The 15692-nt window shown below is 50.8% G+C and carries 12 protein-coding genes and 1 tRNA gene; 11 read left to right on the forward strand and 2 right to left on the reverse strand.

The features are described 5' to 3' along the window. The first annotated feature begins 67 nt into the window (after positions 1–67). The 7 genes from MKZ15_RS08650 (at position 68) to MKZ15_RS08680 (ending at position 9115) form a co-directional block, all read left to right on the forward strand. The gene (locus MKZ15_RS08650) at positions 68–1684 is read left to right on the forward strand and encodes a cellulase family glycosylhydrolase (RefSeq protein WP_339821232.1); all 1617 of its coding nucleotides are present in this window, start codon (positions 68–70) and stop codon (positions 1682–1684) included. Positions 1685–1773: 89 nt separating this feature from the next. Next, positions 1774–1861 (forward strand) — tRNA-Leu (locus tag MKZ15_RS08655). Positions 1862–2259: 398 nt separating this feature from the next. Beyond that, on the forward strand, positions 2260–3711 hold the full coding sequence (locus MKZ15_RS08660) for an MDR family MFS transporter (protein ID WP_339821234.1): 1452 nt from the start codon (positions 2260–2262) through the stop codon (positions 3709–3711). Positions 3712–3733: 22 nt separating this feature from the next. Then, positions 3734–4621, forward strand: a complete 888-nt coding sequence (locus tag MKZ15_RS08665) for a class I SAM-dependent methyltransferase (RefSeq protein WP_339821235.1) — start codon at positions 3734–3736, stop codon at positions 4619–4621. 322 nt (positions 4622–4943) lie between these two features. Further along, positions 4944–5687, forward strand: a complete 744-nt coding sequence (locus tag MKZ15_RS08670) for a LytTR family DNA-binding domain-containing protein (protein ID WP_213621873.1) — start codon at positions 4944–4946, stop codon at positions 5685–5687. Then, positions 5684–6964, forward strand: coding sequence for an ATP-binding protein (locus tag MKZ15_RS08675; protein WP_339821238.1), 1281 nt, complete (start codon positions 5684–5686; stop codon positions 6962–6964). The genes MKZ15_RS08670 and MKZ15_RS08675 overlap by 4 nt, the downstream gene beginning before the upstream one ends. A gap of 96 nt (positions 6965–7060) precedes the next feature. Then, a complete protein-coding gene (locus tag MKZ15_RS08680; RefSeq protein ID WP_339821240.1) occupies positions 7061–9115 on the forward strand; it encodes a serine hydrolase domain-containing protein in 2055 nt (684 codons plus the stop codon). A gap of 64 nt (positions 9116–9179) precedes the next feature. Here MKZ15_RS08680 and MKZ15_RS08685 read toward each other — a convergent pair whose 3' ends face one another. After that, positions 9180–9965, reverse strand: coding sequence for a lipase family protein (locus tag MKZ15_RS08685; protein WP_339821242.1), 786 nt, complete (start codon positions 9963–9965; stop codon positions 9180–9182). A 123-nt stretch (positions 9966–10088) separates the two neighbouring features. On the opposite strand from MKZ15_RS08685, the gene MKZ15_RS08690 reads away from it, so the two are divergent. Continuing rightward, positions 10089–10286, forward strand: a complete 198-nt coding sequence (locus MKZ15_RS08690; protein ID WP_339821244.1) for a hypothetical protein — start codon at positions 10089–10091, stop codon at positions 10284–10286. Here the strand turns inward: MKZ15_RS08690 and MKZ15_RS08695 are convergent. Continuing rightward, entirely contained in the window at positions 10269–11228 is a 960-nt protein-coding gene (locus MKZ15_RS08695) for a hypothetical protein (protein ID WP_339821246.1), read from the reverse strand. The two genes, MKZ15_RS08690 and MKZ15_RS08695, sit on opposite strands and share 18 nt — an antisense overlap. Positions 11229–11308: 80 nt before the next feature. Here MKZ15_RS08695 and MKZ15_RS08700 point away from each other — a divergent pair, with 80 nt between their 5' ends. The 3 genes from MKZ15_RS08700 (at position 11309) to MKZ15_RS08710 (ending at position 15664) form a co-directional block, all read left to right on the forward strand. Then, a complete protein-coding gene (locus tag MKZ15_RS08700; protein WP_339821248.1) occupies positions 11309–12211 on the forward strand; it encodes a GNAT family N-acetyltransferase in 903 nt (300 codons plus the stop codon). Between the two features lie 90 nt (positions 12212–12301). After that, a complete protein-coding gene (locus MKZ15_RS08705) occupies positions 12302–13870 on the forward strand; it encodes a response regulator transcription factor (protein ID WP_339821250.1) in 1569 nt (522 codons plus the stop codon). 3 nt (positions 13871–13873) lie between these two features. Then, positions 13874–15664: a sensor histidine kinase gene (locus tag MKZ15_RS08710; RefSeq protein WP_213621867.1), complete on the forward strand. Its 1791-nt coding sequence runs from the start codon at positions 13874–13876 to the stop codon at positions 15662–15664. Positions 15665–15692: the final 28 nt, after the last annotated feature.

Raw genomic sequence — 15692 nt, forward strand, 5'->3', positions numbered from 1 at the left:
ATGCTATAATGGTTCCGATTCATTGATCTAATCGAGATTACCGATAAGCAGCGGGAGGAGACTAACGATGCACGAAAAAACGGATCGCTCGCGGGTGAAAGGCTTTCTCCGCGCAGAGGGAACAAGGATCGTGAACGGCGAGGGAGAGGAGATCCTGCTCACAGGCTGGGGGCTGGGAAATTGGCTGCTATGCGAAGGGTACATGTGGTTGTCCCATAACCCCCGGTTTGACCGCCCACGGCGAATCGAAGCGGTCATTCGGGAAGTTGCCGGCAGTTCCTATGCCGAACAGTTCTGGAAGCGTTTCCGAGAAAACTATGTGACTCGCGAGGATATTCGGCTGATGGCGGAGCAGGGCTACAATTCGGTTCGCATTCCTTTCGGTTGGCGGATTCTGATGGAGGACGAGCCGGGGATTCGTTGGAAAGAGGACGGTTTTGCACTGATCGACCGTTGCCTGGATTGGTGCGAGGAATTTGGCCTTTATGCCTTCTTGGACTTACACGGTGCGCCCGGCGGGCAGACCGGAGCCAACATCGACGACTCGGTTGATGATTTCCCTCGCTTATTCACCGATGAAGACAGTTGGAACAAAGGGATCGAGCTGTGGAAGGAGCTCGCCCGACGGTACTGCGATCGCTGGATCGTAGGTGGTTACGACCTGCTGAACGAGCCGGTACGACCAGGGTTGATGGAGGGAAAACACGAGGATTACCTCGTTCGACGGTTGGCGGCCTTTTATGAGGAAGCGATCGCCGCCATTCGGGAAATCGATAACCGGCATCTGCTATCGGTGGAGGGGCATCATTGGGCGACGAATACGGCCATATTTTATAAACGTTATGACCCCAACATGGTTATTCATTTCCATCGGTATGCCTGCAAGCCCGGCAAAGAGGCGTATGAGGAGTTCCTGGCGCTTTCCGAGGTGCTGGATCTGCCCTTATGGCTGGGCGAGACCGGGGAGAACGACCTGGAGTGGTTTGCTGCGATGTATCCGCTCGCTTTGTCGCTGGGAATCGGCTACAATTTATGGCCATGGAAGAAGATGGAGCGCGCGACATCGCCTTATACCGTGAACAAGCCCGAGAGCTGGGACGAGTTTCTTGCTTATACAGAAGGGGGAGCACGGCCAAGTTATGAACGCGTGCAGCAAATTCTTGATGCCTATCTGGAGAATATCAAGGTAGAGAATTGCACCCTGCGGCCGGAGGTGACGGCGGCGGTGTTCCGTACTCCGGGCTGCCGGGTTCGCGGCACGGATTACGATGAACTGCCGGGGAGAGGTGTCTCCTACAGCGGAACCCGTACGGAAGGGAACATCTATAAGTACCGGGCCCAAACGGGGATGAAAATCGTCCCGATTGTAGACGAGCCCCAAACGAAGAAGTTTGGGTTCGACAGCGGCTGGCAGAACCTCGCTTTGGAGTTAACAGACGGCGAGTTTGCAGCCTACTCCTTTCGCGGCATCGATGCAGGTCATACGGCGACGCTGGAGCTAATTTGCAAGGAGGCTGCGCTCGTAACCGTCATGCAGGATGGGGTGGAGAAAGCATGCATAACGCTCTCCCCGGGCAGTGATCTGCGCCGCGTTAGCGCCGAGTTGACTTCGGCTGCCGCCTCCACGCTGGTTGTGAGCGTGCAAGGTGGACGTATCGACTTGCATTCCATCGCGGTGGACTAAAAAGGGTTGACTCTTTTCGCGGCGCATGATATTTTATATCTTGTCGCCGCGAAAAACGGGTTATGGATTTCGCGGATTTTAGACACCAAGCGGTCGTGGCGGAATTGGCAGACGCGCACGGTTCAGGTCCGTGTGGGCTAACCCCCCGTGGAGGTTCGAGTCCTCTCGACCGCACCACCTTAAGAATGAACTAGCTCTTGAACCTGTCCTTGTGACGGTTCAGGAGCTTTTTGTTTGATTGGGGTGGTTTGCAAAGCGTTGCTTCTAACCATGTTTACACTGTTTGCCAGCATTAGGTTGGCTCAGCTATGCCGAAGACCGTGGAATCGAAATCTGCGCAGTTCAAAGAATGTTATTGCAAAAAGGAATGTAATCCTTTATTATGGACACCGTAGATCTATAATTGTAATGTTATTGAGGGAGGGGGAGAAACAGGGATAAGGCGTTCAAGCAATGCATTTCATATATTCTAATTGTGGATATTGAAGATCTATGGAGGATATATTTATTGTGGAAAAACAACTTTTCGATGTGTGGCACGGTTACCTGAATATAGAGGCTTGGGGGAAAAAAGGATGATCGACTTAAATAAAATAAAGCGCGGCCCAATCCTGTTTGCTCTGATTATCGGCATGTTCGTCGCCGGTTTGAATGAGACTTTAATGGGCAATGCCCTTCCTGAATTTATGAAATCGTTTGGTGTGTCTGCTGCAACGGGTCAGTGGCTTTCCACCGCCTATATGCTCGTTGTTGGCGTGCTTGTTCCGATTACGGCAATCGTGCAGCAATGGTTTACGACCCGGCAAATATTTCTGTCTGCGATGAGTTTATTCCTTGTCGGTACGGTTACCTCGGCGGTGTCGCCGGAATTCGGTGTGCTGCTGGTCGGGCGGATCATTCAGGCAATGGGAACCGGCATGCTGATGCCGCTTGTAATGAACGTTATCATGACCATTTATCCGCCAGAAAAGCGCGGAGGTGCAATGGGCATTTTTGGGCTCGTCGTCATGTTCGCCCCGGCAATTGGCCCAACTATATCAGGATTAATCATTGACGGACTAACATGGCGCTGGCTATTTTACCTTGTACTACCGTTTGCGCTGCTCTCCATTATCATAGGAGCCGTTGTGTTGAAGAATGTGTCGAAAGTTACCAAGCCGCGAGTGGACCTCCTATCCATCGTGTTATCAACGATCGGATTCGGCGGAATCGTTTATGGGTTCAGTAATGCCGGCGAACACGGTTGGTCGGAACCGGCAGTCGTCTGGACGATCGCTGCAGGCGTTATTTCCTTATTGCTGTTCGTGTGGAGGCAGTTATTGTTAAAGGAACCTGTTATGGATTTACGTGCTTTCCGGTATCCGACATTTACGCTTATCGTGGCGCTTATGCTTGTGCTAATGATGACATTTTTCTCCTCGGCGATCATGCTTCCAATATTTATGCAAGGTGTACTCATGGTAACGGCATTTAAATCAGGCTTGATTCTGCTTCCTGGAGGGTTTGTGAATGGGCTCATGGCTCCGATTTCAGGCAAGCTGTTTGATAAGTTTGGACCTCGCATAACGATCATCCCAGGCCTGGCCCTTGTTGCCATCTCATTATGGCAATTTACCCGATTCGATGAAACGACGAGCACGGGGTTCCTCGTCGCCGTTCACGTCGCACTGATGATTGGTTCCGCGCTTGTCATGATGCCCGCACAGACGGCGGGGCTCAACCAACTGCCAAACCATCTGCACCCGCACGGGACAGCGATCTTGAATACGCTGCAGCAGGTGTCCGGCGCAATCGGCACTGCTCTGTACATCAGTATTATGTCGGGCGGACAAAAGCATTATTTGAGCGGGGTGAGCGATCCGCAGGCTCCGGCGGAAATTGCCAACGGGCTCGCAGCGGGCATCAACAATGCGTTTGTTTTCGGCGGCGTCATCGCCCTTGTTGCGTTTGTACTTGGTCTCCTTCTTCGTAAAGGGAAGTCGCCGGGACTAGAACAGGAAGCAGAAATAGGGGAGTCCATAAACTAAAAGGAAAGAGCGAGGGAGGATCATGAACGATTTTTACAATGCATCCGTTTGGGAAAAAGCATGGAAAGACGATTCCGATACCATCGTAAACATGATGAGAAGAGCCGGGATCGATCCTGCTAGATCCTTTGACCATAAGGCCAAGACTTTCAACGAACAATCTTTTAGCGATGAGGGAAGAAAACGAACCCAACGAATCATGAACTGGCTGAAAGGACAAGGAGTTCAATTTGATACCAGCACCATTTTGGATGTTGGCGCTGCATCGGGCGTATTCTCAGTACCTTTTGCGGAGCATGGAGCTCAAGTAACCGCCGTAGAAACTTCTCCTCCACTGATAGAATTACTCGAAAAGAACATCTCGAACCTCGCCGAGGATCAGGTGAAGATTGTTCCCGAAAAGTTTGAAGATATAGATGTTCAGGCCAAGGGCTGGAACCAAGCCTTTGATCTCGTCTTTGTCTCGATGTGTCCGGTCATTCATGATTGGCAGAGCGTAGAGAAGGTTCTCCAGTGCGCTCGGAAGTTCTGTTATATCAGTATGCCGATAATTCCTGCAGAGCATAGCCTTGTGAACGAAGTTTGGCCTCTCCTCACGGGTCAGCCTTTTCATACGAAACCTACGGAAATGGGATACTTGCTGCATTTGTTGTATCTTAAAGGTTATGCTTATGAATCGCTAATCACATGGGAAAAGAAAACAAAGGAGGTCACCAGAGAAACGGCAATGCAGGAAACGATGTCTTGGCTTGGCCATCACCGTCTGCCAGTAGATGAGCGGAATCGGAATATCATTGCTGACTATTTGGATCAAGCATATCCGTCCGGCAAAGTAGTCATTCAGGAGGGCGGACGTTTTGGCAAAGTACTGATTCGATTACAGAATCAGAACATGAATAGTTCCCAATAACTGCTCGCTATATTAGTTAGTATGCTCGGAAATAGCGGTGTAGCGCGCATCCGTTAGCTCAATACGCGTACTTGTTCGCTCTTTGCACGATTATCCCGTTGGATCAGATGCTAGTAAGTGAATCATGGCGCATGATTAACGTCCGTTCTATGATCTCCACCTCGATCTCCACCCAGCTCAAGCCCAACTCTGCCCCAACCCTCAACTCTACTCTGCTCCCTGAGTGAAGGGGATAATCGTGCAAAGAAGCGAGCAAGAGGAGGGAAACCCTGCGTTGCGTTATAATGGAACAATGAGAAGAAAGCAACGGAGGTGAGGCAGGATGTTTCGAGTAGCGGTTTGCGATGATGATGAGCAGCAACGAGACCAACTGCGGCAGATATTGCTGGCTTTATCGTTTAAAGCCAATATCGAATTTGAAATCGAATTGTTCCCCTCCGGCGAACAGTTAGTGTCCCATTATGAACAGGAGAAATCGCCGTTCCATATTCTCATATTGGATGTGGAGATGAGCGGGATAAACGGGATTTCCGTAGCCCGGAGAATCAGGGAGCTTCAGCATCTGGATGAGCAAATCATCTTTTTGACGAGTTATCCCGAATATATGGTGGAGAGCTTTGATGTGTTTATTTTTCAATACTTGATCAAGCCTGTCGCGCCGTCGGTACTGGAGGAGAAGGTCATTCGGTTGTGCCGTTATTTTCAAGCGCAGGAGAAGAAGTTCTTGATCGTTCAATCCGGCTATGAAGATGTGGTGCTCAAGCATGATGAAATTATCGCGATTGAATCCGCCAAGAGCCTAACAGTGAAGAACAAGTTGAAGTTCATAACCGTATCTCAAGTTGTTGAAAGTAAAGGACTGATCTCGAAGTATGCGGAGTCTCTAAAAGACAGTCAGTTCTTGCAGATTCATCGCTCAATCATCATTAATATGAACCATGTGAACAAATTTGCTGGGAGTGTCGTACAGATGTCAAACGGATTGGAAATGCCGATCGGACGATCGAAAATCAAAGAAGTGAAAGATTTCTATACGAAATTCAAGGTAATGAAGGACAACTTATGATTCCATTTCATCTTCCGATTCTGATCAGCATCGTATTCGTGCTAGGTTACCAGCTTCTCCTATATTTTGACTCGGTGTTTGGGCGGTCGGCTCGTAAACCGCATCGGATCGTGCATTTTATCGTATTCGTATTGGTGAGCACGGTCTATTTGACTGTCGACATGGGGTGGGGCGCCGCCTCCGGTGTAGCCTTATTGCTGATTTACAGTTTAGCGGACTCCTACCAGGTTGAACTCAAAAACAAGTTGATGTATACGGTCTTGTACGCGGTGTTGATGTCCATCGTCAATTCGCTCTCTTTGTTTGTTTTCTACACCCTCAATTCGGACGAATTTCGGAATTTTGAACCTTCGAGCTTTTCGGCGTCCGCCAAAACTCTGTTGCTCTCCTGCACGTTTATGTTTGTTGTAGTTCAGCTGATCCGACTCATGGCCAAACGTCGAACGTATCCGTTAAAGCCTTCATACTACCTTCTATTTCTGTTCGTCCCCGTGTTCAGCATTTATCAGGTAAATAGGTTGGCTGCGTTTAGCGAAAAAAACCTGCATTTCTTTATTTGGGTCATCGGACTGTTGTTACTCAATGTGTTGGTGATCTATATGTTCGACACGATGATGGAGAAGTTTCAATTCCAACAGGAGAATTTTCAATTGCAGCGACAGATGGACTACCAAGACGCGAACTATGAAAAAACGGTGCATAGCTTCAAATCCATCAAACGCATCATCCACGATACGAACCAGCAATTTCTGTATGTTGAGGAGTGCATCAAGCGGGGGGACCCGGCTGCGGCATTAGAACATATAAGAGTCACGCTAAATAAAGTCGAAGACGCTTATCATCGAGTGAATACGGGCCATCTTGTAATCGATGCCCTTGTCACAAACGCACTGAATATCGGCGAGGCGAATGGGATTCGAATCGACACACAGCTGAGTCTCTACTCGCAGGATCTGAACATCGATCGTTACGACCTTTGCGTCGTGCTCGGCAATATGCTGGATAACGCTTTGGAAGCTTCCAAGAAAGTCAAGATCGCAGAAGATCGCTATATCCTGATTCGCATCCGCTCGGACGAGTCTGCTCTGTCCATTCAGATTAAGAACCAAACGGAGCATGAGGTGATTCGTTTACAAAGCCAGAAGCCAAATCGAGAGTTTCACGGGATCGGCCTCACCAATATCTCCAGAATATGCGATAAATACGGAGGCAACATGACCATCGAGACGGGCAGTAAGTCCTTTAATAATATGGTGGTCCTGCCGTTCGGGGATTGATATTTGCGTTTCAGAACGAGTGGCCTTCATCCGCTTCTTCCTTCATGTACGATAAGACCTGTATCCAATAGATAAAGATACAGGGAGGAATCGGAAATGAACAAATGGATGATTGGTTTCCTTACGTTGTTGCTGGTGCTCATCATGCCGGCGGGTCAAGGAAACGTTCAGGCAAGTGCTAACCCGGTAAAGGATAAAGCGCAAACGCTGGCTCAAACCGTCATCTCGGATTATGGCGTAACCAGCCTGCAATACGCCATTAGGGATCATGGAGCGATCACGTTATCTGACGGCGCCGGAGCATCTAATCAGGAAACGGGTGCGCCCGTCACCCGGGAGACGATGTACGGAATAGGCTCGGTCAGCAAAATGGTTGTCGCCGCAGCGACCATGCAATTGGTCGATGCGAAGCTCGTGGACTTGGATCAACCGCTCACGATGTATGTCAAGGACTTTCAAATGGCGGACAAAAGGTATCGCCAAATTACGCCGCGGATGTTGTTAAACCATTCATCGGGTTTGTATGGTTCCCACTACGAGAACAGCATGTTATTTGATGATAACGACACGCAAAACCATGACGAATTGCTGAGCAAGCTGCGGTCCGATCACCTGAAATCTGACCCCGGCGCGTATTCCGTCTATTGCAATGATGGCTTTACGCTACTGGAGATTCTGGTGGAACGCGTAAGTGGTGTCAGCTATTCAGATTACCTGGATCAACATTTTAGCAAGCCTTTGGGACTCGGAAGCACCAAAACGCCACTCGATACGTTTGACCGAGAGAAGCTGGCCAAAACTTATTTTCCAGGAATAGATCATGTTTTACCTGTGGAAAATGCCAATGTGCTTGGTGCGGGCGGCATCTATTCTACTGCTGAAGAATTAACGAAATTTGCCGAAGTCCTGATGGGAGACCGGCCGGAGTTGCTTTCCAAGGCTGCGTCGAAATCGATGCAAGCCCACGAATATCGCAACGGAATTTGGGTGGAGGAAGAAACGAATATTTTTAACTACGGATTGGGCTGGGATGCTGTAGAGCTGGCTCCGTTTGGAGAATACGGCATCACCGCTTTATCGAAAGGCGGCGATACGATCGTGTATCACGCCGGAATGATCGTCTTGCCGGAGCAGCATATCTCGATCGCCGTGCTTTCTTCGGGAGGAAGCTCGTTCTATAACAGTGCCTTCGCCGCCGGGGTATTGCTGGAGTATTTGGACGAAAAAGGCCTGATTGACGAGATTCAACCGACTCCGACCTTCGAGGCTCCCGTTAAGATGGAAATGCCTAAGGAGCTGCAAGCTTATTCCGGATTATACGGAATGGTCGGCGAAACAATGAAGGTTGTCATTCAACAAGGGCAAATGGAATTGGCAGCCCAAATGGGCGGTTTAATTCCGGCACAAACGTATGTATATACGGGCAACGGCCGGTTTACGAGCAGCGATGGCACGGCCAACGTTAGCTTTGTGAAGGAGACCAACGGCAAGACCTATTTGAAGCTGGATGCATATTTGAACTTCCCGGGGCTTAGCCAAATGCATATGGTATCCTACGAATATCAGAAGCTGGAAACCCAGCCGCTGAGTCAAAAAGTGAAAGAGACGTGGGAGACCAGAAACGGCAAAACGTACTACGCGCTGGATGAAAAAATCAACTCCCTGTTCTACATGTCCACGGCCATACTCAATAAAACGATAAATGTTGACCTTGAGCATGGTTATGCCAACGGCGCTAAAATCGTGGATGCCAATCAGGCGGTGAACATTATGGAAATTCCGAATATGAACAGCCGGGACGCTTTTGATTTCAAATTCTCGGAGTTGAGTGGCGCGGAGATTTTGGATGTAAATGGTCAAACCTTTATCCGTGAGGATGGAATTCCTAACCTCTACGGCGGAGCGCAATCGAAGATCACCATTCTACCAAGCGGCCAGGCAAGATGGTTTAACATACAGCCGTCCTTGGCAGAGCGGACGATGACCGTGAAAACGGAAGGAAGCGGCGGCATCATCGTATATGACGAACAAGGGTTGCTGGTTCACTCGTCGATCATTAGTCAGACGCCTGCCTTCAAACTGCCGGCTGGAGGGAAAATCGTATTTGGAGGGCAACCCGGAGACGTGTTCCGCATTCATCTGAGCCAATAATTTCTCTTAGAGAAAACCGCTAGCCGTGCATTGACGGCTAGCGGTTTTTCGGTTCTCAACGATGTTAGCCCAGATTCGGGCAAAACGAAGGGCTCAAGGAGGATAAATAATCGGCGTATGCCGAATCAAGCTTAGCCAACTCTGCGAAATAGCTGTCGATGACATGATTGGAGGATAACGAGGTGTCGGCGAAATACAGCGGGTAGGAAACGGAGACATGGCGGTAATAGTAGGTTTTATCTAGTTTTGGCAGCTTGAAAATCGTAGGGGGGATATGCGTCACGGCGTCGAATTCATTGTGAATCCGATAACTGTTTGGGACGTACTGGGTAAATGCGTTAACAAAATCCGGATCCCCGACACGAGGAGATCCGAACGTAAACAGGATGGGCACGCGAGGCGTGTTAGCGGCGATGTCCATGGCACACAACGTTGCCAGGGCGGCTCCGAGGCTATGGCCCGTTAGATATAGCGTCTTATCCTCCGGTAGCCGGCGCAGCGCCGAGTGAATTTGGCGGCGGGCCGATGCATAAATGCCGGTGAATCCCCGGTGCGTGGCGCCGGCATCCTTGGCCCATTTGAACTTCTGCTGCGTGGCGATGGCATCGGCAATCCAGTTGGACGTTGAGCTAGTGCCCCGGAAGGCGATCACGATCTCGTCCGCCGAATGCCATATAAACCCGAAGCGTTCCCACTGGCCGATCAGGGATTTCGCTTCGAGGGTCTCATACAGTGAATAAGGCGGCGGGAGGACAAACGTACCGTCCGAATTCGTGAATTGCGCGTAGGTCTGGCCGCAAACCGCCGCCAAGAACAACGCGCGCTGGACTTGAGCCTGGTTTAATTCCATGATCCATCCCCCTTCGCCTTCCTGATTCCAATATATTAAGAGCGAAGAAAGAAGATGCTATAGTGCGCGATTGGCCCAGGCTGATTATAATAGGGACAACGACTTCTTTAGGAAGGTGATTGTATGGCAGGGTTAATCCTAGTCATCATTTTGATTTTGGCGTTTGCTTTGATCGCGACGATAAGAATCGGGCAATCGCAAAGCAACCGGGAAGAAAATCCGCGTTACACCCAACAAACTGGCCGGAATTGGCTACGTCTAGGCGTGATGTATGCCGTTGGTGTTCTTGCAGTTGTGTTGATCTTAATGATGTTTATGTAGTGATCCGACATAACTTAACCCGGTCACCCTGATGAAATCGAGTTCCTCCGCGGTCATGAGCCCAGATTGATACAAGTTCAGGTATTCTTGTGAGACGCTTTGGTTGAAGATCAACAGATCATCCGTGTTTATGGTAACGGGAACCCCGTAATCGTAAAGTTTGCGCAGGGGATGTCTCGCGTAGCTGTCCGCTACCCATAGCAGGATGTTGCTCGTTGGACAGACATTTAACCGGATGTGATGATCAGCCAGCCATTTCATTACGGAGACGGATCGTGCCGCCGCAATGCCGTGGTGAACCTCATCCAGTTCCAACTCCTCCACAGCTTCTCGAACATCGTCCGGTGAGCCGAACTCCCCGACATGCGCTCTAAGCCTTAGCCCCGCTACCTTGGCAATCCGGTAGACCGGCTTGAAATGGCGGATCGGCTGGGCGAATTCATCATTGCAAATGTCGATGGAAGCAAACCAACGATATGCCAATACCTCATCAATCTCTTTTAAAATATCTTCGATCCGGCTTTCCCTGCCTAATGACAGCTCAGGGAAAAACGACGTGCCGGGAATCAAACATCTGTGCAATTCTTCTATGATCCCCATAAACGTCTTCATCCCGCCCAAGGCGGAGATTTCATCCAGGCCGAAACTAAGTGCCAATACCTCGATTCGGTCGGCCTGCGCCTGTGCGAAGGAAGCTTCGATCCGTTTTAAGTATCCTTGGAGGCCGCGGCAATGGATTTTGATGTTGGACTCGAACCAGGCTTGCATATCCAGGAGAGAGTCGAAAGGCCGGCCGGGGGGCTCGATTTTAGCACCGGACCAGGCTTCAATGTAGGAAATGTTGCCGCCGCGCCCGGCATGACTATGCAAATCGCTTTTCGGTATGCGTTTCAATTCATCCAGCGCGTTAAGGTGTAAAGCCTCTGTAAAGGAAAGGCTCATCCACACCACCTCCATCCTAATTAACGATATCCTAGCATAGCGCATCATTAATTTCTATTGATCTAAAAGGAGGAGCAAACATGGACATTCGAATTTTGCCCTTAAGTCCGGAGCGGATGGAGGACTTTAAGACATACTGTCGCAAGCATCGCCAAGAGGTGGACGACTCCTTCTTGTATGAAGAGGATTTGGCTGAGTTCCAAATTCATGAGGAGCATCCCACTTACATAGCCGTCAATGAGAAGGGGGAACTGATCGGCGCGGCTTCGATCATCGCCGATGCTTACCAGCGAAAGGGACAGCAGGCGCGTTTTCGCATTTTGCACAGCGAAACCGGGGATGAGGCCGTTTACCATCGCTTGCTTGCTGAAATCGTGAAGCATGGCGAGGGCTTGGCGAAGATGTTCATCTTTGTGCCGTCGGTTAATCCCGGACTGATGGAGATCGTTTCACAGCTTGGTTTCCAGGTGGAAAGATATTCTTTCCTGCTGGTGAACGAACCGCTGAACCCCGCGCCGTATGACCTTCCGAAAGGCTATAGCTTCCGTGCGTTCCGCCCTGGGGAGGACGAGGAAGCTTGGTGCGTCGTACGGAATGCTGGATTTGCTCAACTGAAGGGCAGCCAAACGCCAATTACGCCGGACATGGTGGCGAAGTATCCCGGAGAATTGGATTATCTGAACGGCGGTATGCTGTTCTTGGTCCATGAGGATCGGCCGATTGGCATTGTACGTTGCGCGGACGACGAATACGTGGATGCGCCGATCATGAACATCGGGCCTCTCGCGCTGCTCCCTGAATACCAAGGGAAGGGACTCGGCCGCTTGCTGCTTCGTCGGGCGATGGAGTTTGGCTGGGAAATCGGATATAGCCGGGTCATCCTGTGCGTTAACGCGGAAAATGAACGGGCCAAAGCGTTATATCTTCAGGAAGGGTTTAAAGAAGCGGAGTATGCGGTGAATTACCGACTGGATCTGCAGTGATGCGAAGCGGCGGGAGACCGCCGTTTTGCTCTTTTGTGTAAACGCTAACATATCGAACGGAACTTGATTGGATCCTGGGGGGATAAAGACATGAGCGAGCTCTGCCGGATAATGATTGTTGATGATGAACTGTTGGTGCGTCAGGGGATCAAGCACCATCTGGATTGGGAGACGCATGGGTTCCGCATTGTCGGCGAGGCCGCAAACGGCAAGGAAGCGCTGGAGATGATGGGACCGTTGTCGCCTCATATCGTCATTACGGATATCGTCATGCCGGTGATGGACGGGGAGGAATTGACTCGCGTGCTGAAAGCCCGCTACCCGCAGGTGGAGGTGATCGTGCTGAGCAGCTTTGGGGAATTCGAGTATGTGCGTTCCACGTTCCAAAGCGGTGTCGCGGACTATATCCTCAAGCCAAAGCTGGAGACGGAGGAGCTCTTGCAGGTATTGCAAAGAACCGCTCGCAAAATTCCTGGGTTTTCACTCGGAGAAATCGAACGCGGGGACTTGCCACTGGAACGCCTGCTCGAGCGTCTAATCGACGGATACGAATCGGAGGAGGGGGATCAACGGGATCAACGGCTGTCCGAAGCTTTTCCGTATGATCGGTTTCTGCTGACCGGTACGGATGCCAGCCAAATAGCGGGGGAACCGGATGGGTATCTATCCGGTCTTGCGGCAGGATTGGAGAGCCGATTGTACGAGCTGACCGTTTCGATGCGGATTCAGCGCATCTATTCCGAAGGCAGGCAACTGTTAATGTTGCTGAATTTTCCCGGTCAGCACAGAGTTGAAGTGACTGACGCTGTGTACGGATACGCGCTGGCCAAAGCAGCGCTGATGCCGGATTTGACGTGGGTGATCGGCAGCGAATTTGCGGAGCTTCGCGATTTGGGGAACGCGTACCGGGAAGAGTGGCAGAAGCTGTTGGAATTTCGGTTTTATTTTCCTGGAAAGACCGTCCTGCAAACAGAAGAGCTACCCCCGGCTACCGCGCTTCCTACATTCGACATGAAGGAATTGATGTCTGGAATTAAGAAGGGGCAGGCGGAGGAAGCGTTCGGGAGATTGCGAGGACTCGCTGCCGAAGCGGCCGGGAGTTATCGGCAAACGCCCTTTGAGTTCAAATCGTTCTTGGGGAACGCCGTATTCCACGTGACGATTGCAGCCTTGGAGCTCCACCGCGAAGCGAAAGAGCTGGAAGCATCGAAGTTCACCTATTTTAAAGCCATTGATGAAGCGCAGGACGTAGCCGGTGCTTTACAGGCGTTCCACGCTTTCTTGAGTGAAGCGGAAGCACTGATATCGGCCCGTGTCCCGCTGCCCGGCGACGGCAACATGAAGCTGCTGCTTGAGTATATCGATGAACACTATGGAGAGCCGCTTTCTTTAAGCTCACTCAGCCGGCATTTTCACTTTAATCCGTCGTATTTGTCGAGCTACTTCTCCACTCACAACGATGAGGGGTTTAGCGAATATTTAAATCGGATCCGTATCGCCAAGGCGATGGAGCTACTCCGTACCGACGTGTTGCCCATTTGGGAGATCGGCAGCCAAGTGGGTTATTCGGATCCCAGTTATTTCACCAAAGTGTTCAAAAAGCAAACGGGGTTGTCGCCGCGGGAATATCGCCGGCAGCAGCTCGCCAAGAGGGGATAACGGATGAATTTAATCGAAAAGTTTCGCAGCAGCCATCTCATCTCCAAGCTCTTTGTCGTCATGACGGTAAGCATCGTCGCGGTGTGCCTTCTCACCTCGCTAATCACCATCCGCATGGCGGAGCGGTTGTTTGCCGAAACGTTCAGCATCACCAACGGGAAAGTTCTGAACCAGATCAATACCGGGATGGAGTCGTTTAACGATTCCGTCGTTAACGCGGTCACCTTTGCCTCGCAAAGCGGCTCGGTGAAGACGTATTTGACCGGCGGGGACACGGATTCGGTGGCGATGTCGAAGGTGTATTACCGCATGGCGGAGCAGATGGAGCAGATCGCGTCCAATCTGGGGGCTTACGATGTGGCGGTCACCATCATCGGGGTGAATGGGCGCAGTTACTCGACCGACTCGAACTACTGGCCGGTGTCTTCTCAGGAACTTGCTGACGATCCGTTAACCCGTTATACTGCTGCGGAGCCGCGACGGGTGTTGTATCAATATGACGAGCGGGACGGTAAAGCAGGCAAGGAGCGATTTATCGTCGCCTCCAAAGCGTTGGTGGATCGTACGGGCGGGCTTAGTTATGGGATGCTGTATATCGCGATTCGAGAAACGGAATTTCGCCGGTTCTTCGCCAACTTTACGAGTAGCGGAAACGATGTGCTCGTGCTTGACCCGGCCGGCGTTGTCGTCTCCAGCAACCGCACGGAGCTGATCGGTAGCAAGTCGTCTGAGTTACTTCGGGATGTCGAGACGTTGAAGCGCGACCGGCTGGATTACTTGAAGGGGACGGCATTTGGCAAAGAAGCGATCATTCTGGCGAATGACCTGCCGCCCTATCGATTGTATCTCGTGAACCTGATCGATCGGCAGTACACCGCCGGGCAAATCATCAACATTCGCCAAGTCGCGTTGATCTGTTTGGTCATTATTGGAGCTGCGCTGCTCCTTGTGTTCGTGATTTCCCGCCGGTTAACGCTGTCGCTGACACGTCTGGTCCGGCTGATGTCGACCATCACGAAGAAGGATTTCCGCAACTACATCTCGGTCAGCGGCAGCTATGAAGTCAAAGAGCTGAGCAAAGCGTTTAACTACATGCTGGACGAGCTAAACGATTACGTTCACAAGCTGCTAGAAACGCAGAAGGAACAGCGGAACGCTGAGCTCGCCGCACTGCAGCGGCAGATCAATCCGCATTTCCTGTACAACACCTTAGCCTCGATCAAGCTGTTGGTCCAGAAGGGCAGCAAGGAAACCGCGGCCGAGACGATTAACGCGTTGATTTCCCTGCTGCAAAATACGATCAGCAATGCCAACGAAACGATCACGGTTGAGCAGGAGCTCGAGAACCTGAGAAACTACGTATTTATCAATCAAGTCCGTTACGGCGACCGGATCAAGGTGAGCTATTTCGTATCTCCAGACTGTATCCGGTGCGAGCTGCCCAAGCTGATTCTGCAGCCCTTTATCGAAAACGCCTTTTTTCATGCTTTTAACGTTAAAACCGAAGGAACGATTTACATCCTGATTTCGAAAACGGATCATTCCCTTGTTTGCGAAGTGGCGGATAACGGGGACGGTATGGAATTTGACCCGAACGACTGGGTTCCCGATCATCCGAAGAACCGCAGCCAGCTATTAACGGGGATTGGCATTCAAAATGTGAATCACCGGATTAAGCTGCTGCACGGGGAGTCCTACGGCGTTCGGATCACCAGCGTGAAGGGAGAAGGGACGCAAATTCGCATCGTACTTCCACTGATTGAGGATTCTGAGGTAACCGGGGATGCGGTCTAAAGATTTTCCTATTTTCCAAAAAAAAGAC

It is taken from the genome of Paenibacillus sp. FSL R7-0216, assembly GCF_037969915.1.
GTDB lineage: Bacteria > Bacillota > Bacilli > Paenibacillales > Paenibacillaceae > Fontibacillus > Fontibacillus rhizolycopersici.